General features: G+C 63.7%; 11 protein-coding genes. 4 read left to right on the top strand and 7 right to left on the bottom strand.

Features of this window, described 5'->3' with window-relative positions; translation table 11 throughout:
* Window positions 1-2 precede the first annotated feature (2 nt).
* A complete protein-coding gene (gene ppsA, locus HU742_RS17320) occupies window positions 3-2,378 on the bottom strand; it encodes a phosphoenolpyruvate synthase (RefSeq protein WP_186643136.1) in 2,376 nt (791 codons plus the stop codon).
* A 184-nt stretch (window positions 2,379-2,562) separates the two neighbouring features.
* Between ppsA and ppsR the strand changes: the two genes are divergently transcribed.
* A complete protein-coding gene (gene ppsR, locus HU742_RS17325) occupies window positions 2,563-3,381 on the top strand; it encodes a posphoenolpyruvate synthetase regulatory kinase/phosphorylase PpsR (protein WP_186609894.1) in 819 nt (272 codons plus the stop codon).
* Window positions 3,382-3,439: 58 nt separating this feature from the next.
* On the opposite strand, the gene HU742_RS17330 is transcribed toward ppsR, so the two are convergent.
* The 4 genes from HU742_RS17330 to HU742_RS17345 all read right to left on the bottom strand — a co-directional run bounded on the left by HU742_RS17330 (window position 3,440) and on the right by HU742_RS17345 (window position 7,294).
* A complete protein-coding gene (locus tag HU742_RS17330) occupies window positions 3,440-3,667 on the bottom strand; it encodes an MbtH family protein (protein ID WP_186609895.1) in 228 nt (75 codons plus the stop codon).
* An 84-nt stretch (window positions 3,668-3,751) separates the two neighbouring features.
* Entirely contained in the window at window positions 3,752-5,164 is a 1,413-nt protein-coding gene (locus tag HU742_RS17335) for an aspartate aminotransferase family protein (RefSeq protein WP_186643135.1), read from the bottom strand.
* 118 nt (window positions 5,165-5,282) lie between these two features.
* A complete protein-coding gene (locus tag HU742_RS17340; protein ID WP_186643134.1) occupies window positions 5,283-6,617 on the bottom strand; it encodes a sensor histidine kinase in 1,335 nt (444 codons plus the stop codon).
* The gene (locus tag HU742_RS17345; RefSeq protein ID WP_186636721.1) at window positions 6,614-7,294 is read right to left on the bottom strand and encodes a response regulator; all 681 of its coding nucleotides are present in this window, start codon (window positions 7,292-7,294) and stop codon (window positions 6,614-6,616) included. Before HU742_RS17345 ends, HU742_RS17340 begins: the two co-directional genes overlap by 4 nt.
* Window positions 7,295-7,470: 176 nt before the next feature.
* On the opposite strand from HU742_RS17345, the gene dsbD reads away from it, so the two are divergent.
* The 3 genes from dsbD to dsbG are packed head-to-tail and all read left to right on the top strand — an operon-like array spanning window position 7,471 to window position 10,810.
* The gene (gene dsbD, locus HU742_RS17350) at window positions 7,471-9,198 is read left to right on the top strand and encodes a protein-disulfide reductase DsbD (protein ID WP_186643133.1); all 1,728 of its coding nucleotides are present in this window, start codon (window positions 7,471-7,473) and stop codon (window positions 9,196-9,198) included.
* Complete coding sequence (locus HU742_RS17355) at window positions 9,198-10,067, top strand: TlpA family protein disulfide reductase (protein WP_186643132.1); 870 nt, start codon at window positions 9,198-9,200, stop codon at window positions 10,065-10,067. Before dsbD ends, HU742_RS17355 begins: the two co-directional genes overlap by 1 nt.
* The gene (gene dsbG, locus HU742_RS17360; protein WP_186636736.1) at window positions 10,043-10,810 is read left to right on the top strand and encodes a thiol:disulfide interchange protein DsbG; all 768 of its coding nucleotides are present in this window, start codon (window positions 10,043-10,045) and stop codon (window positions 10,808-10,810) included. The genes HU742_RS17355 and dsbG overlap by 25 nt, the downstream gene beginning before the upstream one ends.
* A 168-nt stretch (window positions 10,811-10,978) precedes the next feature.
* Here dsbG and HU742_RS17365 read toward each other — a convergent pair whose 3' ends face one another.
* Together HU742_RS17365 and HU742_RS17370 are read right to left on the bottom strand one after the other, a co-directional pair.
* Entirely contained in the window at window positions 10,979-11,791 is an 813-nt protein-coding gene (locus tag HU742_RS17365; RefSeq protein ID WP_186643131.1) for an alpha/beta fold hydrolase, read from the bottom strand.
* 129 nt (window positions 11,792-11,920) lie between these two features.
* Window positions 11,921-24,907, bottom strand: coding sequence for a non-ribosomal peptide synthetase (locus HU742_RS17370; protein WP_186643130.1), 12,987 nt, complete (start codon window positions 24,905-24,907; stop codon window positions 11,921-11,923).
* Window positions 24,908-25,001 lie beyond the last annotated feature (94 nt).

The raw sequence follows: 25,001 nt of genomic DNA on the forward strand, positions 1-25,001 counted from the left end.
AATCAGACCGCAGCCTGACCCTCAGCCAGGAAGAACCAGGTTTCCAGTACGGAGTCCGGGTTCAGCGAAACGCTTTCGATGCCCTGCTCCATCAGCCACTTGGCCAGGTCAGGGTGGTCCGAAGGGCCTTGGCCGCAGATACCAATGTACTTGCCGGCCTTGTTACAGGCGGCGATGGCATTGGCCAGCAACTTCTTCACCGCCGGGTTCCGCTCGTCGAACAGGTGGGCGATGATCCCGGAGTCGCGATCCAGGCCCAGGGTCAACTGGGTCAGGTCGTTGGAGCCGATGGAGAAACCGTCGAAGAATTCGAGGAATTCTTCAGCCAGGATCGCGTTGGACGGCAGTTCGCACATCATGATCACGCGAAGGCCGTTTTCGCCACGGGCCAGGCCGTTTTCCGCCAGCAGGTCGACCACTTGGCTCGCTTCGCCGAGGGTGCGCACGAACGGCACCATGATCTCGACGTTGGTCAGGCCCATCTCGTTGCGCACGCGCTTGAGGGCGCGGCACTCGAGCTCGAAGCAGTCACGGAAAGATTCGCTGATATAGCGCGAAGCGCCACGAAAGCCCAGCATCGGGTTTTCTTCTTCCGGCTCGTAGAGCTTGCCGCCGATCAGGTTGGCGTATTCGTTGGACTTGAAGTCCGACAGGCGCACGATGACCTTTTTCGGGTAGAACGCCGCTGCCAGGGTACTGATGCCTTCCACCAGCTTCTCGACATAGAAACCGACCGGGTCGTTGTAGCCGGCGATACGCTTGTCGACGCTGTCCTTGATTTCCTGAGGCAGGCCGTCGTAGTTCAGCAGTGCCTTGGGGTGCACGCCGATCATGCGGTTGATGATGAATTCGAGGCGGGCCAGGCCCACGCCGGCATTCGGCAACTGCGCGAAGTCGAAAGCGCGGTCCGGGTTGCCGACGTTCATCATGATCTTGAACGGCAGCTCCGGCATCGCGTCCACGGAGTTTTTCTTGATGTCGAAGCCCAGTTCGCCTTCGAAAATGTAGCCGGTATCGCCTTCGGCGCAGGAAACGGTCACGCCCTGGCCGTCCTTGAGCAATTGGGTGGCGTTGCCGCAACCCACCACTGCCGGGATCCCCAGTTCACGGGCAATGATTGCCGCGTGGCAAGTACGCCCGCCACGGTTGGTGACGATGGCGCTGGCGCGCTTCATGACGGGTTCCCAGTCCGGGTCGGTCATGTCGGAAACCAGTACGTCGCCGGCCTGGACCTTGTCCATCTCCGAGACGTCCTTGATGATCCGCACCTTGCCGGCGCCGATGCGCTGGCCGATGGCACGACCTTCCACCAGTACGGTGCCGGTTTCCTTGAGCAGGTAGCGCTCCATGACATTGGCCTGGGTGCGGCTCTTCACGGTTTCCGGACGGGCCTGCACGATGTACAGCTTGCCGTCGTCACCGTCCTTGGCCCACTCGATGTCCATCGGGCACTTGTAGTGCTTCTCGATGGTCATGGCCTGCTTGGCCAGTTCGCTGACTTCGGCATCGCTCAGGCAGAAACGCGCGCGATCGGCCTTGTCGACGTCGACAGTTTTCACTGAGCGACCCGCCTTGGCTTCGTCGCCGTAGATCATCTTGATGGCCTTGCTGCCCAGGTTGCGACGCAGGATCGCCGGGCGACCGGCTTCCAGCGTGCCCTTGTGGACATAGAATTCGTCCGGGTTCACCGCGCCTTGTACGACGGTCTCACCCAGGCCGTAGGCACCGGTGATGAACACCACGTCACGGAAACCCGACTCGGTGTCGAGGGTGAACATCACGCCGGCGGTGCCGGTTTCGGAGCGGACCATGCGCTGCACACCGGCGGACAGGGCGACCAGCTTGTGGTCAAAGCCCTGGTGCACGCGGTAGGAAATGGCACGGTCGTTGAAAAGGGAGGCGAAGACTTCCTTGGCGGCCCGGATGACGTTTTCCACGCCACGGATGTTCAGGAAGGTTTCCTGCTGACCGGCAAAGGACGCGTCCGGCAGGTCTTCGGCAGTGGCCGATGAGCGTACGGCGACGGCAATATCGGGGTTGCCTTCGGAGAGCTTGGCAAAGGCGGTGCGGATTTCGGCGTTCAGCTTCTCGGGGAATTCGGCTTCCATGATCCATTGGCGGATCTGGGCGCCGGTCTTGGCCAGGGCATTGACGTCATCGACGTCGAGGGCGTCGAGCGCATCGTGGATCTGCTGGTTCAGGCCGCTCAGTTCCAGGAAATCACGATAAGCCTGGGCGGTCGTGGCGAAGCCACCTGGCACCGATACACCGGCGCCGGCGAGGTTACTGATCATCTCGCCCAGGGATGCGTTCTTGCCCCCCACATGCTCTACATCATGGACGCCGAGCTTATCGAGGGAAACTACGTACTCTACCAAGGTGATCTCTCCACTAACTGTGTTGGAAAAGCTCAAGAACCGGTAGCTCCAGGGGAGCGAGTCACCGGCGATATGGCCTGGACCTGGAAAATAAGTGAGAATGCGGGCCACGGGCGGCCGGCAAATCGCGCCTATCATATCCAAGAATCGTTACGAGCTCACTAGCTTAAGGCCCAAGGCGCAAATGAAACGATCTGCTTTCTTTATTTCCGACGGCACCGGCATCACGGCCGAAACGCTGGGCCAGAGCCTGTTGGCGCAGTTCGAGAACATTACCTTCACCAAGCTGACACGTCCCTACATAGACAGCGTCGACAAGGCGCGGGCCATGGTACAGCAAATCAATAAAGCCGCCGAAACCGACGGTTTTCGTCCGATCATCTTCGATACCATCGTCAATCAGGACATCCGTGAGATTCTCGCAACGTCCAATGGTTTCATGATCGACATTTTTTCCACGTTCCTCGCGCCGCTCGAGCAGGAATTGAGCGAGCATTCCTCCTACTCGGTCGGCAAGTCACATTCCATTGGCCACAACTCCAACTACATGGAGCGGATCGAAGCGGTCAACTTCGCACTGGACAACGACGACGGCGCCCGCACGCATTATTACGACAAGGCCGACCTGATCCTAGTGGGCGTGTCGCGATGTGGTAAGACGCCGACGTGCCTGTACATGGCGATGCAATTTGGTATCCGCGCGGCCAACTATCCGCTGACCGAAGACGACATGGAGCGCCTGCAACTGCCGAGCGCCCTGCGCGCCCACCAGCACAAGCTGTTTGGCCTGACCATCGACCCGGACCGCCTTACCGCGATACGCAACGAACGCAAGCCCAACAGCCGCTATTCGAGCTACGCGCAATGCGAGTTCGAGGTGCGCGAGGTGGAAAACCTGTTCCGGCGGGAGAACATTCCCCACATCAACTCCACGCATTTTTCCGTGGAGGAGATTTCGGCGAAGATCCTGGTGGAGAAAGGGGTGGAGCGGCGGTTCAAGTAAACCGGGACAACCTGTCGAGAGCGAGCCCGCTCGCTCTCGACAGAAGCTGGACCGCTGTTCAATGAGCCGCAGTCGCCTGCTCTTCCATCTTCTTGCGCAGGCTCAACGGTCGCATATCGGTCCAGACCTCTTCGATATAAGCCAGGCATTCCTTTTTGAAACCGCTTTTGCCAACGGTGCGCCAGCCTTCCGGAACGGCCTTGTAGTCCGGCCAGATCGAATACTGCTCTTCGTGGTTGACCACGACCTGGAAGAGGATGTCCTCGCGGTCGAATACTGAAGTCATGGGTGGTTCTCCATCGTTGCTCAAGGTTCGCCGCGCGCAGGCGCAGCCAAGGTATGAAAAGGAACGTACCGGACCGGATGAAAATTAGGTGTCGGCCACGGCGGCTTCCAAGGCACGCCGAAAAATCTCCGCGACCCGGTCGATCTCCGCTGCGGTAATGATCAGCGGCGGCAGGAAACGCACCACGCCGCCCTGTCGACCACCCAACTCCAGGATCAGCCCACGCTTGAGGCATTCACGCTGCAGCCGTGGCGCCAGCCGTGCATCCACCGGTGGATGGCCCAAGGCGTCCGATGTGCCGGCCGGGTCTACCAGCTCGACGCCGAGCATCAGCCCGCGACCACGAATGTCGCCCAATTGCGGGAAGTCCCTCTGCAGGATATGCAGGTGTTCGCTCAGGCGCTCGCCCATGGCGGCGGCATGGGCCGGCACGTTGTGTTCGACCAGGTAGCGCATGACCGCGCTACCCGCCGCCATGGCCATCTGGTTGCCCCGGAAAGTCCCGGCGTGGGCGCCCGGCAGCCAGGTGTCGAGCCAGTCGCGATACACCACCACCGCTAGCGGCAGGCTGCCGCCGATGGCCTTGGACAGCACGACCACGTCCGGAATGATCCCGGCGTGCTCGAACGCAAACATCTTGCCGGTTCGGCCAAAGCCGCTCTGGATCTCATCGACGATCAGCGCCACGCCGGCCCGCTCGGTGATCCGTCGCAACCCGCGCAGCCAATCAAGATCGGCGGGTATCACACCCCCTTCGCCCTGCACCACCTCGACAATTACCGCTGCGGGCAACTGCACGCCAGCCTCGGGGTCGGTCAGCAGGTTTTCCAGGTAATGCAGATTGGCCTTGACGCCTTCAGCCCCCCCGAGCCCGAACGGACACCGATAATCGTAGGGAAACGGCATGAACTGCACGCCACTGCTGAGCAAGGCCCCCAACGGCTTTTTAGGGCCCAGGCTGCCCATCAGGCTCAACGCGCCTTGGCTCATGCCGTGATAACCGCCCTGGAACGACAGCACGGTGCTTCGTCCCGTGGCGGTGCGCACCAACTTGAGGGCCGCTTCCACCGCGTCTGTGCCCGTGGGGCCGCAAAACTGGATTTTCGCTTCGGCGGCGAGGGCCGCTGGCAACAGGCCGAACAGGTCCTGGACAAAGCGATCCTTGACCGGCGTGGTCAGGTCCAGGGTATGCAGCGGCAGCTCATCGGCAAGCACCTGCTGGATCGCCTCGATCACTACCGGGTGATTGTGCCCAAGGGCCAGCGTGCCCGCGCCGGCCAGGCAATCGATGAAGGTGCGGCCCTCGACATCTTCAACGTACAGGCCCTTGGCGCGCTTGAGGGCCAAGGGGATCCGTCGTGGGTAACTGCGGGCATTGGATTCCTGCCGGTTCTGGCGGGCCAGCAACGGCGATTCGTTGAATTGATAGAGCGTCTCGACCGGTGTGGGACTGACCCGGACAGGCAATGCTTGGATAGGACTGTGAGCGACTGACATTTTTCGACCCCGCGATGAGTAACCAAACGGCGCACCGGGCAGGTGCGCATTCGGGGCGCACGTGCAGGCTTCTGTTGGAAACGCATCAGCGAGGCAAGGATTTACCCACAGGAACCCGTCACTGGACAGGCGACACTTGCACCGGCACGGTGAATTCAACTCGCAGCCCATCCGGGCGGCTGTCGAAGTGCAAGCCACAGCCGCAACGCTGGACGATGGCCTGGACAATCGCCAGCCCCAACCCGCAGCCATTGCTCTGGCCGTTGCGCCAGAAGCGCTGGGTCAGGTGCTGGATATCGTCGGCGGCAATGCCGGGACCTTGGTCGCGCACCTGGAAACGCACACGTTGGCCGATCATCTCCAGGTTCAGCTCGACCTCGGTATCGCCCGGCGTATGGCGCAGGGCGTTTTCCAGCAGATTGCGCAACGCGGCGATGGCCAGTACCGCTGGCATCTGCACTGGCGCGTCGGACAGTTGCGGCGATCGATGCAGCCTGATCCGCTGGGGCGCGCCACCGGTCGCATCCTGGATGGCCAGCCGTGCGACCTGCTCGGCATTGCATTGCACGCCGTCATCGAACGACAGGCTGCCCTCGACCCGGGCCAGCAACAACAGTTGTTCGAGCGTGCGATGCAACCGGTCGGCGCCCTCCTCCGCTCGCGCCAGGGACTGGTCGCGCGCGGCGCCCTCGGTCATGCGCGCCACTTGCAGGTGGGTCTTGATGGCCGTCAGCGGGCTGCGCAGTTCATGAGCGGCGTCGCCGGTCAGGCGGCGCTCGCGTTCGATGGTCTTGCCGATGCGCTGGAGCAACTGGTTCTGAGTTTCCAGCAAGGGACGCAGCTCGCTGGGCAGCGGATGAATCTGCAGCGGCTCCAGGGAGTCGGCGTTGCGCCGCATCAACGCATCACGCATGCGGTTGAGCGGCGCCAGACCCTGGCCAATGCCGAGCCACAACAGGCACAGGCAACCGAGCAGCGCCACGCCGACCGGCACCGACGCCGCCAGCAACACCGACATGTTCAAGGCTTCGCGCTCGATCTGGCGGTCGGCGGTGGTAATGCGCAAATCACCTCGGGCCAAGGTAAAACTTCGCCAAGGCGCGCCGTCGATCATCTGGTCATGAAAACCCATTTTCTCGGCTTCAAGAGGTTGCTCCGGGGTGCCGTGGCTGCGCGCCAGGATCTCCCCGCGCAAGGAGCTGACCTGGCAAGCCATGCCGCCCGGAATACTCAGCTGTTCGGCGCTGAAATGCGTGCCGTCACCCTTGGTCGGCAAGGGCGGCAGTTGCTCCAGCAACCCGGCGACCATCCGCGCCGAAGCCACCAGGCGCTGGTCGAGGGAGAACATCATCTGGTTGCGCAGGTCGCTGAGCATCCAGGCGGCGGCCAGGGCCCAGATCAGCGCGAAGGCCGCGCCAAGGGTCAGGCTCAGCCGCAGTCGCAAGCTCATCACTTGGAGGATTCCCCACCATCGGCCGGCCCCAGCCGATAACCCAGGCCGCGCACCGTCTCGACAATCCCGTTGCCCAGCTTGCGCCGCAGATGATGGATATGCACGTTGAGGGCATTGCTTTCCAGTTCGTCGTTGAACCCGTAGACGCTGTCCTTGAGCTGCTCGGTGGACAACACCCGCCCGCGGCTGTGGAGCAGGGCCTGCAACAACGACTGCTCGCGGCGGGACAGGTCCACCGAATGACCGTCCAAAGTGGTTTCGCGGCTGCTGGGGTCATACGTCAGGCGGCCGTGCTCGATCAGGTTGACACTGCGCCCGGCCACGCGCCGCAACAAGGTGTGCAGGCGCGCCGCCAGCTCGCGCAAGTCGAACGGCTTGAGCAAGTAATCATCGGCTCCAGCCTGCAGGCCTTCGACCCGGTCGGTCACCGAATCACGAGCGGTGAGGATCAGCACCGGAATCTCCAGGCCTTGCTGGCGCAACTGCCGGAGCAGCTTGAGGCCGTCCTCATCGGGCAGGCCAAGGTCGAGCACCATGACATCGAACTCAGCCACGCCGATCATCGCCCGCGCCGCCGCTGCCGTGGCGACGTGTTCGACCGTCAGCCCTTGGGCCGCAAGCCCAGCGACTATGCCGCTGGCGATCAACTCATCGTCTTCGCAGACCAGTACGCGCATGGGGAGCCCCGTTGAAAAAGGTACATTAGGCCGCCGGCCGATTAAGCCGACATTATGCGACGAGTACGCCCGATATGGGCGATCATTGCTGCAAACCGGTTGTCGACCAGGTTAATCGACGGTTAATCGCCGGCCGCCATTGTGCCTTCCACCTGCTTCGTTCTAAGGCTTTACCCATGCGTCGATTGCTTTTGCTATGGCTGTTCCTGCTCTCAGGCCTGGCCCAGGCTGCCAATCCCTTCGAGACCAAACCCGACTTCCTGCCGGTGGAAAAGGCCTTCGTCTTTTCCTCGCAACGCCTGGATTCCGGTGAGACCCAGTTGTTCTGGCAGATCGCGGACGGATACTACCTGTATCAGCAGCGGCTCAAATTCGACGGTTTGACCGAAGCGCAGAAGCCGAAGTTGCCGGAAGGCGAAGCTCACAGCGACGAGTTTTTCGGCGATCAGCAAGTGTATCGCCAGGCACTGGAGCTGAAGATTCCCGCCGGGGCCACCGGCAAGATCAAGGTCGGCTTCCAAGGCTGTGCCGACGCGGGCCTGTGCTATCCGCCCCAAACCCAAGTGGTCGACCTGGGTGGCGGCGCAGCAGTAGCGGCCAACGGCGAGGCGCAGGACCAGGCCTTGGCCAGCGGTCTGCAACAGCGCGCGTTGGGCTGGAGTCTGCTGGTGTTCTTCGGCCTGGGCCTGCTGCTGGCGTTCACCCCCTGCTCGCTGCCGATGCTGCCGATTCTGGCCGGGCTGGTGGTGGGCAGTGGCGCCGGGCCCCGGCGCGGTCTGGCCTTGGCCGGCAGCTACGTGATCAGCATGGCCTTGGTGTATGCCGCCATGGGCGTGCTCGCCGCGCTGTTGGGGGCCAACCTCCAGGCGCTGCTGCAGCAACCGTGGCTGCTGGGCAGTTTCGCGGCCATCTTCGTGTTGCTGGCGCTGCCCATGTTCGGTTTCTTCGAACTTCAACTGCCGGCCGCCCTGCGTGATCGCCTGGAGAACGCCGGCCGCCAGCGGCGCGGGGGTAGCCTGGTGGGTGCCGGCGTGCTCGGCGCACTGTCCGGCCTGTTGGTGGGCCCGTGCATGACCGCGCCGCTGGCCGGTGCGCTGCTGTACATCGCCCAGAGCGGCAACGCGCTGCACGGAGGCCTGATCCTGTTCACCATGGGCGTCGGCATGGGCCTGCCGCTGTTGCTGCTGGTAACCGTGGGCAATCGCTTCCTGCCTAAGCCCGGCGCCTGGATGAACCTGCTCAAGGGTGTATTCGGCTTTTTGTTCCTCGGCACCGCGTTGCTGATGATTCGCCCGATCATCGATGGCTCGCTGTGGATCGGGCTGTGGGGCGCGCTGCTGGTGATCGCCGCCTATTGCGCCTGGCGCCAAACTCAAGGATTCGGTCGCGCCGCTTATCTGTGGGGCAGCGTGTCGCTGTTGTTCGGCCTGTGGGGCAGCCTGCTGGTGATCGGTGCAGCGGGCGGCAGCGACGACCTGTTCAGGCCCCTGCAGATCTACGGCGGGGGACAAGGCAACGCGACCCTCAGCGCCGACGATGCCTTTGTTACAGTCAGCGAGCCTGCCGCCCTGCAAAGGGAACTGGACGCTGCCAAGGCGCAGGGCCAGTGGGTGTTGCTGGATTACTACGCCGACTGGTGCGTGTCCTGCAAGATCATGGAAAAACAGGTGTTCGGCCGCGCCGAAGTGCTCGACGCCCTCAAGGACGTGCGGCTGCTGCGCCTGGATGTCACCGCCGACAGCGCCGCCAGTCGTGAACTGCTAAGCCGCTACCAGGTGCCTGGGCCACCGAGCCTGCTGTGGATCGGCGCGGACGGCACGGAACGCCGCAGCCAACGGATCACTGGCGAAATCGACGCCAAGGGTTTCCTGGAACGCTGGAACATGACCCGGAACGCGCCCTGATGCTGACGTTAACCTTGGGCACCTTCGCCATCGCCCTTAACCATTTGCTGCTGATCAGCGCACTGGCCCTGGCGACCTTCGTCGGTTGGCGCGTGGCCAAGCGCGGTGGCGAGAACCCCGAGTCAGTGCTGTTCGGGCTGTTCCTGCTGGGGCTGCTTGCCGCAAGAATCGGCTTTGTCGCCGCCTACTGGAACCATTACCAGGACGATCCGTGGCAGATTGTCGATTTACGCGACGGCGGTTTCCTGGCCTGGCCAGGCATCGTCGCACTGCTGATCGCTGCGTTGCTATGGGCACGTCGCCGACCGGGCCTGCGCCGCCCGCTGGGTTTCAGCGTCGGCAGCGGGCTGCTGTTCTGGCTGGTGGCAACAATGTCGTTGACGATTTATGAGCAAGGGACCCGCTTGCCGGAGATCGATCTGCGCAACGCCCAAGGCGAAACCGTGAACCTCGCCGACTACCAGGGCGGCCCCTTGGTGATCAATCTCTGGGCCACGTGGTGCCCACCCTGCCGGCGTGAAATGCCGGTACTGGAAGAAGCACAAAAGCAGCGCCCGGACCTGACCTTCCTGTTCGTCAATCAAGCCGAAAGCATGCAAAGCGTCAGCACCTACCTGGCCACCCAGGGCCTTAGCCTGACAAACGTGCTGTTCGATGGCAGCGGTCGTCTTGGTCAGGCTGTCGGCTCGATGGCATTACCGACAACCTTGTTCTACAGCGCCGACGGCCGCCTGCTGGGCAGTCATCTGGGCGAGTTGTCGGAGGCGAGCCTGGCCCGCGCACTGGAAAATTTCGAAACGCCTGGCTCGACCACGGCGGCCCACCCCGCGACAAGGACACTGCCATGCCCCGCCTCCACCACCTGCTGACCCTGGCCTTTGCCGGCGCACTCTTGCAAACCCCGGTGCTTAACGCCGAAGAGTTGCCGGCGGCGATCAAGAAGATCGAAGCCAAGGGCGCGAAAATCGTCGGCACCTTCGACGCACCGGATGGGCTGCGAGGTTACGCGGCGCAATACCAGAACCGTGGCATGGCCCTGTACCTGACGCCGGATGGTAAACACGTTCTGCTGGGCAACCTGTACGACGCCGAGGGCAAGGACCTGAGCGCCGAACCGCTGCAAAAACTGGTCTATGCACCGATGGCCAAGGAAATCTGGGCAAAAATGGAAGCGAGCAATTGGATCGCCGACGGCAACAAGGACGCACCGCGCACTGTGTACCTGTTCAGCGACCCCAATTGCCCATACTGCAATATGTTCTGGGAACAGGCCCGACCGTGGGTCAAGGCCGGCAAGGTGCAGTTGCGCCACATCATGGTGGGCATCATCCGCGAAGACAGCCCAGGTAAATCCGCCGCGTTGCTGGCCGCCAAGGAACCGGAGAAAGCCCTGGCCGAGCATGAAACGGCCGGCAAGGGCAGCTCGCTCAAACCGCTCAAGGACATACCGCCGGCCATCCAGGCCAAGCTCGACGCCAACCTGCAACTGATGGAAGAACTGGAGCTGTCGGCCACCCCGGCGATTTTCTACCTCGATGAGAAAGGCGAACTGCAACAACAGCAAGGCGCGCCATCGCCGGACAAGCTGGTGAAAATTCTCGGGCCGAAGTAAAGCCCAAAAAACCTGACGCGCCGCCGACTGCTTTCGTGGCGAGGGAGCTTGCTCCCGCTGGGTTGCGAAGCAGCCCCTGGCTGTCTTGCTGCGGTTCGTCAGGTTAAACGCATGCGCTTTTTTGGGGCTGCTGCGCAGCCCAGCGGGAGCAAGCTCCCTCGCCACAAGTCAGCGTTTTTGCTTCAAGAATTCCAGCAACACCTCGGTCACAAACTCCGGGTTCTCCAGATTCGAGATATGCCCCGCCTCCGGGACCAGCACATGCCGACAGCCAATCAGCTTGGCCATTTCCAACGCCTCGGCCGATGGCCGTGGCTTGTCCTGGTCGCCGCACATCACCAGCGTGCGCTCGGCGTCCAGTCCGGGCAGGCGCGGCAGGATATCGTCCCGCCCGAAAATGATCCGCCCCAGCGGTACGACACTGTTGCGCAGGCGATCGGCGGGTAGCGCAGCGAGCGAGGCGCGGAACTGTTGATAAAGCGCCGACTGCGGATCGATGCCTGGCCGGAAGAAGATCGGCACGATGATATCCAGCAACGGTTCAGGAATGCCGCCGCTGGCCTCGATCTTGTCGAATAGCGAGAAGTAATACAGGCGCGTCGGTTCCGGCTCGACGCCGACGTAGGTGTCCATCAACACCAGCGATTGCACGCGTTCAGGCGCCGCCAACGCCAATCGCGCGCCCCACATCCCGCCCACCGACAGCCCCACCAGGCTGAAACAACCGACGTCCAGATGATCCATCAACGCCAGCGCCTGGCGCGCCAGGTCGTCCAGGGAAGTCGTGCCCTCCGGCAAGCGCCCGGACTGGCCGTGCCCCCACAGCTCAGGAACGATCACCCGACAGTGCTTCGACAGGGCGTCAATCTGCGGCGCCCACATGCTGCTGTCCCACAAATAGCTGCTGCCCAGCAGCACCACCGGCCCCCGGCCTTGGTCGAGGTAATGGAGCGGTTGTCCGTCAATCGTTGCAAAGGGCATCGGTGACCTCCTTTTGTTGAGTCAGGGAAAACCTTCGGGAGACTGAGCTGCGACAAGCGAGGCGTCAACCACGGGGTTGCCCTGCTTGTGCAGCCAGCTCGCGATGGGGTCCTTATAGACGCCGCAAAACTACAATCCTTCCAACTCTGCCATCAAATCATTCAACCGATCCGCTTTCTCCTCGGTGATTTCGCTGGCCGCCAGCCCTTCGATGTATTCGGCCAGTTCCTGCACCGTGCTGCACTCGAACATGGCCCGGAGCGGCACGTTGCGTTGCAGGGCTTTTTGCACACGCGAGGCAATTTGCGTCGCCAGCAACGAATGCCCGCCCAGCTCGAAGAAGTTATCGCGTATCCCCACCCGCTCGACCTTCAGCACCTCGGCCCAGATGTCCGCCAGGGTCTGCTCCAGATCGCTGCGAGGGGCTTGATAATCCTGGCTTTGCAACTGGCCAATCTCCAGGGCCGGCAAGGCCTTGCGATCCAGCTTACCGTTAGCGTTGAGGGGCAGCCGGTCGAGCCATAACCAGTGCAGCGGGACCATGTATTCCGGCAGCTCAGCGCGCAGCCGTTGTTTGATGCGCTCCAGGCGTTCAGTCGGGTTCAGCGTCGAGTCGGCGGCAACCAGGTAGCCCACCAGATGCTTGCCGTGGGTGCCCTCCTGCACGCCCACCGCGCCGTCGCGGATTTCCGGTTGCTCGTGCAGCCGCGCTTCGATTTCCCCAAGTTCGATGCGGTAGCCACGAATCTTCACCTGGTGATCGATGCGTCCCACGTATTCCAGCACGCCGTCGCTGCGACGTCGCGCCAGGTCGCCGGTGCGGTACAGGCGCTCCCCGGGTGCGCCGAACGGGTTGGGCACGAACACCGGCGCGGTGCGCAACGGATCGCTGACATAGCCACGCCCGACCCCGGTCCCGGCAACACACAACTCGCCCACCGCGCCCAGTGGCACCAGTTCCAGCGCGCCGTCGAGCAGGTACAAACGGTTGTTGTCGGTGGGTGTGCCGATGGGCAGGTAAGTGCCACGGGTCGAGGCCATGTCGACGCGGAAGAACGCGACGTCATCGGAACATTCAGCCGGACCGTAGGCATTCACCAGGCCGATATCCGGGTAACGCAACAGCCATTGGTGAGCAAGCTCTGGAGGCATCGCCTCGCCGGTCGGCAGCATCCAGCGCAGACCATCGAGGCCGATGCGGTCGTGGGTGAGCATGCCTTGGATCAGTGACGGCACGCTTTCCAGCACCGTGATGTCCTGGCGTTGCACATGGTCCAGCAGCCCTTGTGGGTCATGGGCGACGGCGTTGGGCACGATGTCCACCCGAGCGCCGAACAACGGCGCGGCGAGGAACTGCCACACCGAAATGTCGAAACTCTGGGACGCCGTCTGGGCAATCACGTCCGTCTCGTCCAGCGCCAGGTACGGCACTTTGCTGAGCTGGTTATTGAGCATGCCGCGCTGTTGCACCATGACGCCTTTGGGCAACCCCGTGGAACCCGAGGTGTAGATCACGTAAGCCAGGTTGTCCGGTCCGCTGTGGACGCCGGGATTGTCCAGCGACACATCGCTGGCCTGGACGTTCTCCCAGACCAGCAGCTTCGGCCGGCCGGCACAGGCGAACTCATCCAGCAACGCCAGCGCCTGCTCCTCACAGGCGCGGGTGCAAACCAGCAGCGGCGTGCGGCTCAGTTCGATGATGCGGCTCAAGCGCTGGCTCGGCAGGCCCGGGTCCAGGGGCAGGTAACCGCCGCCGGCCTTGAAACTGCCGATGATCATGCCCAACAGATCCGGGTTCCGTTCGGCCAGCAGCGCCACGGGCTGATCGAGACCGACGCCGGCGGCGATCAGCGCATGGCCGAGGCGGTTGCTGCGTTCATTCAGCTCGGCGTAGGTGCAGCGTTCCTCCAGGCAACTGGCGGCGACGCGTTGCGGATGAGCCGCCACCTGGGCCTCGAACAGCTCGACGTAACTGCGCTCCAACGGATAGTCGCGCTCGCTCTGGTTGCAGCCTTCGACCAGAAAGTCCCGCTCCTGGGCGCCGATCAGCGGCAGCTCGGCCATGTCACCGTGGAAACCGTCGATCAACGCCAGCAGCAATCGCTTGAACTCGCCGAGCAGACCAAGGACGGTGGACTCGTCGAAATAACGTTGGTCGTAGGACAGGTGCAGCCCCAGGTCATCGCCCGGATAGCAGACCGCCGTCAGCGGGAAATTGGTGTGGGTGCGGCCCGAGTCCGACGTAGCATTGAGACTTTGGGCGCGGTCCAGCACCGAGACTTCCACCGGCGCGTTTTCGAACACGAAGAGGCTGTCGAACAGCGGCTGGCCCTTGGGCAGTTCACTGGCTTCCTGGATGCTCACCAGCGGCAGGTATTCGTACTCACGCAATTGCATGTTGCTGTCCAGCAACCCGTTGAGCCACTGGCGCACGCTGCAGCGCTGGTCGTCGCCCGGGATCTGCACCCGCAAGGCCACGCTGTTGATGAACAGCCCCACCGTGCGCTGCATCTGCGGCATCTCCACCGGGCGCCCGGCCACGGTCACGCCGAACAATACGTCGCGATCACCACTGACCCGGCGCAGCACCAGGGCCCACGCCGCCTGGGCGAAGGTGTTCACAGTCAACTGATGGGCCTGGGCCAGCTCGCGCAATCGCGCGCCATCCCGGGCGTCGAGCCGCGTGTAGCAGTCGCCGACCACCATGCCGCCGCTATCACCGGCGTGCTCGCGCAGGAACGGCCGGTCGCCGGGGATCGGCGTGGTCCGTTCAAAGCCTTGCAGGTTGCGCTGCCACCACTGCCGGGCTTCGGCCAGGCTCTGGCGTTGCAACCAGCCGATGTAGTCGCGATAGCGCGGCGGCACGGCCAGCAGGGGCTCACGATGCTCACCGAGGGCGGTGTAGATCTCGAAGAAATCGTCCATCAGCAGCGAACGGCACCAGGCATCGATGAGGATGTGGTGATTGCTCATCATGAACCAGTAGCGCGCCGCGCCGACCCGGATCAATCGCAGGTGGAACGGTGCCTCGTTCAGCAGATCGAAACCGGCCTCGCGCTCCTGCTTGAGCAACGCCTGGAGCTTGGGTTCCTGCTCATTCTCGGGGACCTGCGTCCAATCGAGACAGTCCACCGGCGTGCGGCCGGGCTTGTGGATGACTTGCAGCATGTCTTCGCCGACGTTCCAGCAGAACGAAGCACGCAAGGCTTCGTGGCGGGCGATGACCGCCTGCCAGGCCTGGGCGAAACGCTGTGGGTCCAGTTCGCTGTTGATGCGGTAACGGTCCTGCATGTAATACAGGCCCGTGCCCGGCTCCAGCAACGTGTGCAGCAACATGCCTTCCTGCATCGGCGTCAGCGGATAAACGTCTTCGATCTGCGCGGCCGGCACCGGCAGGTTGTCGAGCTGGGCCTGGGTCAGTTTCGCCAGTGGGAAATCCGACGGCGTCAGGCCGCCCGCCTCGTCCGTGAGGCAATGCTCGATCAGGCGCTGTAACTCGTCGAGGTAGGCATCGGCCAGCGCGGCGATGGCTTGGCGGTCATGGCGCTCGGCGCTGAAGGTCCAGCGCAGCACCAATTCACCGCCGCTGACCTGGCCGTCGACGCTCAGTTCGTTGGGCAGTGGCGCGTCAGGGTCGTGAATCGGCCCCAGTGGTGCGTCGAGGGGCCGGAACAACGCCTCCTGGCCGAGGGCATGATCAAGCTGGCCGAGGTAGTTGAAGGTGATCGCCGCTTGCGGCAAGGCGGCCATGGCTTCACGGGTGGTCGTGTCGGCCAGGTAACGCAGCACGCCATAACCGAGGCCTTTGTGGGGCACGGCGCGCAGTTGTTCCTTGATGGTTTTGACCGAGGTGCCGAGATCGTCCCCCCCAGGGCTCAGCCGCAGCGGATAGACGCTGGTGAACCAGCCCACGGTGCGCGTCAGGTCGATGTCATCGAACAGTGCTTCGCGGCCGTGGCCTTCAAGCTGGATCAGCGCCGATGCATGACCGGTGCGGCGACACAGCACACGAGCCAGCGCCGTGAGCAGCAAGTCGTTGACCTGGGTGCGGTAGGCGCTCGGCGCCTGTTGCAACAGCTGGCGGGTGCGCTCCGCGTCCAGGCGCACGCTGACGGTTTGCGCGTGACGCTCCTGTTGTCCACCATCGGCACGCGTGCAAGGCAGCGCCACGTCCGGGCCACTCAGTTGGCTTTGCCACCAGCCCAACTCCTCACGCAAGGATTCGCTGCCAGCGTAGGCCTGCAAGCGCGCCGACCAATCTCGAAACGGGCTGGTCTTGGCCGGTAACTGCGGCGCTTGCCCGTCCACGACTTCGCGGTAGGCGGTTTGCAGATCGTCCATCAATACCCGCCATGACACACCGTCCACCACCAAATGATGGATGGCGATCAGCAACCGTTGCCGACCGTCGGGCATGTCCGCCAGCACGGCGCGCAGCAGCGGTCCTCTGGCCAGGTCAAAGCTGCGTTGCGCCTGGGCAAATATCCCTTCGCAGGCTTGCGGCGAATCCACGACCAAGTGCTGTAACAACGCGCCCTCGAACAACGGCTGATGCTCGGCACGCCAATCCCCGGTCGTGTTGTCAAAGCCCAGGCGCAAGGCATCATGCTGCTCGAAAACAGCACGCAACGCCTGCTCCAGATAATGCGCTTCCAGGTGGATTGCCGGCTCCAGCAGCAGCGCCTGGTTCCAGTGGTGACGGTTGGGTATCGCGCTGTCGAAGAACCAATGCTGGATCGGCGTCAGGCCCGATTCACCGCTCAACAAGCCTTGCTCGGCGCTCACCTGCTCGCTGCGGCTGGCTACGGCGGCCAAGGCCTGCACGGTCTGGTGCTGGAACAGATCGCGTGGCGTGAAGTGGATGCCTTGCTGCCGGGCTCGACTGACGACCTGGATCGAGAGGATCGAATCGCCCCCCAGCTCGAAGAAGTTGTCGTTGAGGCCGACCTGTTTCACGTTGAGCACGTCGCACCAGATCGTCGCCAGCGACTGCTCCAAGGCGTTGCTCGGCGCCACGTAGTGTTGGCGGTTGAGTTCCGGATCCGGCATCGGCAGGGCGCGCCGATCGAGTTTGCCGTTGGCGGTCAGCGGCATGCTCGCCAGCAGGATCAGGTGGGTAGGCACCATGTACTCGGGCAGTTGCGCCTTGAGGTGATGTTTCAGGGTTTCGCGCAAGGCCGCTTGTTGCACCGAGTCCTGTTCGGCGATGTCGGTGGCCAGGTAACCGGCCAGTTGCTTGCCACCCGGCAGATCGAGGGCCAACACCACGGCCTCGCGCACGGCGTCGTGTTCCAGCAGACGGTTTTCGATTTCCCCCAGCTCGATGCGGAAACCGCGGATTTTCACTTGGTGGTCGATTCGGCCCAGGTATTCGACCTGGCCGTCGGCGCACTGGCGTACCAGGTCGCCGGTGCGGTACAGCCGTCCGCCATCGGCGGTAAACGGGTCGGCGACAAAACGCTCGGCGGTCATGCCCGGGCGCTGGTGATAACCCTGGGCCAGGCCGGCGCCACCGACATACAACTCGCCCGTGGCGCCTTGCGGCACCAGCGCCAGGTCGGCGTCGAGAATGTAGGCCACCCGAGCGCCAATCACCCTGCCAATCGGCACGCTGCCCGCGCCCTCCTCCAGCCGTTCCGGGGCCAGGCTCGCCAGCGGCATTACCACGGTTTCGGTCGGCCCATAGGCGTTAAAAAACAGGCTCGGATTGAAGGCGGCGCGGATGCGTTGCAGGTGCTCGCCGGTCAGGGCCTCGCCACCGGTGATGCACATGCGCACCGGCAACGTCTGCCCCTGGCTCGCCAGCCATTGCGCCAACTGGCTGCCGTAGCTGGGCGTGAAGCCGAGGATGTTGATGCGGTGCTGGCGAATCAACCCACAGATCTCCTGGGCGTCCCACTGGCCCTGGGCGCGCAGCACCACATGGGCGCCACTGAGCAACGGCACCAGCAGGCGCTCGGTGGCGGCATCGAAGTTGATGGAATAGAAATGCAGTTCGCAATCGTCCGGGCACATGCCGAAGCGCTGGATCACCGCTCGGCAATGCATGGCGATTTCACCGTGGGAGACCACCACGCCCTTGGGCTTGCCGGTGGAACCGGAGGTATAGATCAAATAGGCCTGATGTTGCGGCAGGTTGATCAGCGCCGGCGCATGATCCGCGTATTGCGCCAGGGCCGCCGAATCGTCTTCCAGGCACCAGCGCTGCACGCCCTCCGGCAATGGACCAAGGACCTCGAACATGGCCCGGTCGCTGAGCAACAGGCCGACGCCGCTGTCTTCGATCATGTAGTGCAAGCGGTCCAGCGGATATTCCGGATCCAGCGGCACGTAGGCGCCGCCCGCCTTGAGAATCGCCAATAGGCCGACGACCATTTCCAGCGAGCGCTCCAGCGCCAGGCCCACCCGCACCTGCGGCCCGACGCCACGTTCGCGCAACATCCAGGCCAGGCGATTGGCCCGGCCTTCGAGTTCGGCGTAGGTCAGGGTCTGGCCGGCGAAGGTCAGGGCCGGCGCCTCGGGGCGCGCCTGGGCCTGCTCAGTGAACAGCGGATGGATGCATTGATCCAGGCGATGTTCACCCGCCTCCTCGCCAAGGCTGTCGAAGAGCTGCCGTTGCTCGCTCGCGTCCAGCAGCGGCAGTTCACTCAGTCGCCGGGACGGATCGACCAGCAACGCTTCCAACAGATTGCGCCAGTGCCCGGCCATGCGCGCAATGCGCGGTTCGTCGAACAGGTCAGTGCTGTAAGTCAGGCAGCAACCCAGCCGATGGTCGAGGTCGGTGACTTCCAGGTTCAGGTCGAACTTGGTCGCGCGGGCGTCGTTGACCAAGTAGTCAACGCTCATGCCAGCCAACGTGCGACTCTGCTGGAATTCCCAGCGCTGCACGTTGCACATCACTTGGAACAGCGGGTTGTACGCCGCACTGCGCGGCGGTTGCAAGGCTTCCACCAGATGGTCGAACGGCAAGTCCTGGTGGGACTGCCCTTCGATCACGGTGTGGCGAACTTGCTCGAACAATTCGCCCACCGACATCTGCCCGTCGAGCTGGCAGCGCAACACTTGGGTGTTGAGGAATGCGCCAATCAGCCCTTCGCTTTCCGGACGAATGCGGTTGGCCACCGGCGCGCCAATACGCAGGTCGGTCTGGCCGCTGTAGCGATAGAGCAACACGGCCAGGGCAGCGGTCATGGTCATGAACAGGGTCAAGCCACGTTCGGCATTGAAGGCACGTACGCGCGCGGCCAGCTCATCGCTGAGGTCAAAGCGGAACAACTCGCCACGATGGCTTTGCACCGGTGGACGCGGGCGGTCCGCCGGCAGTTCCAGCAGCGGATGTTCGCGGCCCAATTGCGCGGTCCAGTAATCCAGCTGTCGCTGGCGCTCGCCGGACTCCAGCCATTGGCGCTGCCAGACGCTGTAGTCCAAGTACTGCACCGGCAAAGGCTCCAGCGGCGATTCGCGGTCATCGACGAAGGCTTCGTACAGCGCGCTCAGCTCTCTGGCAAAGATGTCCATCGCCCAACCTTCGGTGACGATGTGGTGCAGCGTCAGCACAAAGTAATGCTCATGCTCGGCGGTCTTGACCAGGCAGGCCCGCAGCAGCGGCCCGGTTTCCAGGTCGAAGGGCTCGTGGGCCTCGCTGCCCGCCAGTTGTTGCACGCGCTGCTGGCGAGTATCGGCGTCGAGCATCGAGAAGTCCTTCCAGTCCATGCGCAGGCCTGTTTCGCTGCGCACCTGCTGGCGGGCCACGCCGTCGATGCTCGGGAACGTGGTGCGCAGGGTTTCGTGGCGCAGGAGCAAGGCTTGCAAGGCTGCTTCGAAACGCCCGACGTCCAGCACCCCGCGCAACCGCGCCATGCCGCCGACGTTGTAGGCCGGGCTGTCCGGCTCCATCTGCCAGAGGAACCACATGCGCTGCTGGGAGTACGACAGCGGCACCGGTTGGCTGCGATCGACTTTCTCGATGGGCGGCTGGCGGTTGGTCTGGCCGCTGGCCTGGATCAAGCGCACCTGTTCGGCGAAAGCCCCCAGCTCACTGGCCTCGAACAATGCCCGCAATGGCAGCTCGACGTCGCAAGCCTGACGGGTGCGGGAAATGATCTGGGTCGCCAGCAACGAATGACCGCCCAGGGCAAAAAAATCGTCCCGCAGGCCAATGCGCGCAAGCCCCAGCACATCGCGCCAGATGCCGGCGATCTGCTGTTGGAGTGCGCTGGTCGGCTCGACGTGCTCGCGCACCTGCCATTGCGGCTCGGGCAAGGCGCGGCGGTCGAGCTTACCGCTTGGGCTCAACGGCATGGCGTCCAGGCGCAGCAGTTGCGCAGGCACCATGTACTCCGGAAGCTCGGCGGCCAGGGCGGTCTTCAGGCGCGTGGCCTGGGCGCTTTCGTCTTCATGGGCCGCGTCGGTCGTGTAGTAGCCGATCAACTGCGGGCCGGCCGCCGTGTCCCGCACCAGCACCGCCGCTTGGGCGACGCCAAGCTGGGCCAGCAGTCGGGCCTCGATTTCCTGTGGCTCGACCCGAAAACCGCGCAGCTTGACCTGCTGGTCGAGACGGCCAAGGTATTCGATTACGCCATCGGCGCCCCACCGCGCCCGGTCACCGGTACGGTACAACCGCGCGCCCGCCGGCCCTTGCGGATCGACGATGAAACGCTCGGCCGTCAGGCCCGGACGTCCCAGGTAACCCCGGGCCAGGCCCAGGCCACCGATGCACAGCTCGCCCGGCACACCAATCGGCACGGGATTGAGCTCAGCGTCGAGCACCCGGCACAGCACATTGGCTAACGGCCGGCCAATCGGCGAGCGCTCGCCATCGGCTTCGGTGCAGTGCCAATGGGTGACGTTGATGGCGGTTTCAGTCGGGCCGTAGCGGTTGTGCAACTGCGTCGACGGCAGTTGCGCCAACACCCGGTTGCGCAACTCGGCCGGCAGGGGTTCACCGCCGGAAAAAATCCGCCGCAGGCTCGTGCAGCGGGCGCTCAACGGTTCGTCGACGAACAGGCTGAGCAGCGGCGGCACGAAATGCAACGTGGTCACGCCAAACCGCTCGACCAACTGCGCAATGCGGTGCGGATCGCGGTGTTCGCCTGGCCCGGCCAGTACCAATTGGCTGCCGGTGACCAGCGGCCAGAAGCACTCCCACACCGACACGTCGAAACTGATCGGCGCCTTTTGCATCAGCACGTCGCTTTCATCCAACCCATAGGCGGCTTGCATCCATTGCAAGCGCTCAGCCAGGGCGGCGTGGGTATTGCCGACGCCTTTGGGTTGACCGGTCGAGCCGGAGGTATAAATCACGTAGGCCAAGTGATCGCCGTGCAAGTGCAGGCCCGGTGGATTGCTCGGCCATTGCTCCAAGTGCAGGGCGTCCATGGCGATGACGCTGACGCCCTCGCAGGCCGGCAAGCGTTCGAGCAATGCGGTCTGGGTCAGCAGCAAATCGACGCCGCTGTCCTGGAGCATGTAGGCCAGGCGTTCGCTCGGGTAATCGATATCCAGCGGCACGTAAGAGCCGCCGGCCTTGATGATCGCCAGCACGCCGATGAGCAATGGCGCCGAACGCTCGGCGGCGATCGCCACGCACACGTCGGGGCCGACGCCTTTGTCGCGCAGGTAATGTGCCAGCCGATTGGCCTGGGCGTGCAGCTCGGCGTAGTCCAGCGAACCACCGTCCCACTGCAGCGCGGTGCGTTGCGGGGTGCGGCGGGCTTGTTCATTCAGCAGTTCCGGCAGCCACTGCGCGGCGGGTCCACAGGGCGCAGCTTCCCAACGCCGTTGCTGGGCGAGTTCCTCGGCACTCAACAACGGCACATCACCGATGGCCTGCTGCGGGTCGCTGCAGACGGATCGCAACAGGTTGCAGAAATGCTCGGCCAAGCGCGCGATGGTCGCCGCTTCGAACAGTTCGTCCGCGTAATCGAACGACAGCATCAGCCGACCGTTGCGGTCTTCTTCGCTGTGCAATTGCAGGTCGAATTTGGCTTCGCGGCTGTACCACGGCAACTCGTCGGCCAGCAGTCCGGGCAGACGCCGCAACGCACCCAGGTCCCGCTGCTGGTGATTGAACATCACTTGGAACAGGCCTTGCTCGCGGGCCTGGGGGAACGCTTCGAGCAGTTGTTCGAAAGGCAGGTCCTGATGAGCCTGGGCACCCAGCGTGGCCTCCCGGGCCTCGGCCAGCAGCGCGGCGAACGGCTGGCGCGCATCGGTTTGCGCGCGCAGCACCTGGGTGTTGATGAAGAAGCCGATCAGTCCTTGGATTTCCAGGCGCGGGCGATTGGCGTTGGGCACGCCGATGCGGATGTCGGATTGGCCGGTGTAGCGCTGCAATAATGCTTGCAAACCCGCCAGCAACAGCATGAACAGCGTCGCGTCATGAGCCTGGGCGACCTGGCGCAGGGCCTCGCCGAGGCCCTTGTCCAGACGCACGCTGTGGCGCGCGGCGCTGCGACGCTGCTGGGCATTGCGCGGATGATCGGTGCTCAGCGCCAGGGGCGGATGCTCATCACCCAACTGCTGTTTCCAGTATTCCAATTGGCGTTCGGCTTCGCCTTGGGCGAGCCATTGCCGCTGCCAACTGCCGTAGTCGGCGTATTGCAACGGCAACGGCGCCAGTTCCGCCACCTGCCCCTGGGACGCTGCGGCGTACAGCCGCGAGAATTCATCGATCAACAGGTTCATCGACCAGCCGTCGGCGATGATGTGGTGCAGCGTCACCAACAACTGATGCTCGTCTTCATCCAGGCGCAACAAAGTGACCTTGAGCAGCGGTCCCTTTTCCAAATCGAATCGGGTCGCCGCTTGCTCTTCACGGATCTGCAGCGCACGGGCTTCGCGCTGGTCGGCGGGCACGTCGCTGAGGTCGATCACCTGAAGGTTGAACTCACCGGCCGGGTCGATCTGTTGCAAGGCTACCCCGTCACGTTCCAGAAACCGCGTGCGCAGGGACTCGTGGCGTTCGACCAGTTGCTGGAAGCTGGCGCGCAATGCGTCCTCGTCAAGCTCACCGCGCAAGTGCACGGCGCCGGGAATGTTGTAGGCGCAGCTCGAAGGGTCCAACTGCCAGGTCAGCCACAAGCGGTTTTGGGCCAGGGATTGTGGCAGCGCTTCGGCGCGGGACAAGGGCTTGATCAGGCCTTGAGCCAGGCCGCCGTCCTGTTGCAGGTTTGCCACTGCTGCGGCGAAAGCATCCAGGGTCGGGGCTTCGAAAAGCATGCGCAGGCTGAGTTCCAGGCCCAGGGTTTCGCGCAGCCGAGCGATGACTTGGGTAGCGACAATGGAATTGCCGCCCAACAGGAAGAAATGGTCGTCGCCGCTCACCTGGTCGACCTGCAATTGCTCGCACCAGAGCTGGCCGATCAAGGCCTGGAGCTCGGACGAAGACGCAGGCTCATCGACCGTTTGCCCTTCGGTCGAGGGGAACAGCGCATAGCTGTCGAGGCTGCCATCCGCCAACCGGGCGCGACACGCCGAACGCTGCAGTTTCCCGCTGGAGGTCTTCGGCAACGCGCCCGGGTTGAGCAGCACCACGACGCTGGGTGCTTGTTGGCAGCTGTCGGCCACGGCCTGGCGAATCGCTTTGATCAGGGCTTCGGGCGGGAGAATTTTCTGCACGCCGCGGCTGATTTCCGCTGCGATACCAATGCCTTCTTCGCCGTTGTCGTCGACTGCAAAAGCGGCGACCCGTCCTTTGCGCACCACCTCCACTTCGCGCTCGATGGTTTGCTCGATGTCCTGTGGATAAAGGTTATGGCCACGCACGATCAGCATGTCCTTCAGGCGGCCGGTGATAAACAGCTCGCCGTCACGTACAAAACCCAAGTCGCCGGTACGCAGCCACGTGCGACCGTCATGCTGGACAAAGGTCCTGGCGCTGGCCTCGGGATTGCGCCAGTAACCGTGGGCGATGCTCGGCCCGGCGGCCCAGACTTCGCCGACCCGACTGTCGGCCAGCGGCTGCAACGTGGAGGGCTCGACGATCAGCACCGCATGACCCGGCTGGCTCACGCCACAACTCATCACCGCGTTGCCCTGCCCCGGTTCGGCGCGGTTTTGCGCCAATGCCGCGTCGTCCATCCGCATCGCAGGAATGCCTCGACTCCGCGGCGTACCGGCGACGAACAAGGTCGCTTCGGCCAGCCCGTAGGACGCCATGAAGCTGTCGGGGGTAAAGCCGCACGGGGCGAACTTTTCGGCGAAGCGCTCCAGGCTGTCGAGGCGGATCGGTTCGGAGCCGGAATAGGCCACGCGCCAACCGCTCAGGTCGAGGCGGCTCAAGGCTGATTCGCTAACGCGTTCGCTGCACAGCCGATAGGCGAAGTCCGGGCCGCCGCTGATGGTGCCGCCGTACTCGCTGATCGCTTCGAGCCAGCGCAACGGTCGAGCGAGGAAATAAGCCGGTGACATCAGCACGCAGGGCACGCCACTGAAGATCGGCTGCAGCAAACCGCCGATAAGGCCCATGTCGTGATACAGCGGCAACCAACTGACGATGACGTCGTCGGGATTCACATCAATGCCGAAGCCATGACGAATCAATAATTCATTGGCTACCAGGTTGCCATGGCTGACTTGCACACCCTTGGGCAACGCGGTGGAGCCGGAAGTGTATTGCAGGAACGCGATGTCATCGTCTTGCAGGTCCGGCGCCAACCATTCTCCGGCGCGGGCCGGGTCGAGGGCGTCGACGCACAACACCGGCGGTGCCGATTCGATGGCCTGCAAGGTGTCACGCAAGTCAGCGCTGGTCAGCAATAAACGTGGTTCGGCGTCAGCGATGATCGACAGCAGCCGCGCCTGGTGATGGCGACGCGTGGACTCCGGCGGATAGGCCGGCACGGCGATCACACCGGCGTACAGGCAACCAAAGAACGCCGCGACGTAATCCGGACCGCTGGGAAACAGCAGCACCGCTCGATCACCGGCGTCGCACTCGGCCTGCAAGGCGGCGGCGATGGTCCGGGCGCGCAGATCCAGGTCGCGATAACTCAGCACCACGCTCTGCTGCGGGGTGTCGGCGAGGAAGCGCAAGGCCACCCGGTCCGGCGTCAACGCGGCGCGGCGCTGGAGGGCATGAGCCAGGGTGCTGGGAAGTTCGAACGCGTCGGTCATGGGGGGTTCCTGCCTGAATTCGGCTTGCAAGTTGTCACCCATGGGAACGGATAGCGCCGGCAAATAATTAGTCGCCGACCCTTCGCAACAGACC

Source organism: Pseudomonas marvdashtae (assembly GCF_014268655.2).
Lineage (GTDB): Bacteria > Pseudomonadota > Gammaproteobacteria > Pseudomonadales > Pseudomonadaceae > Aquipseudomonas > Aquipseudomonas marvdashtae.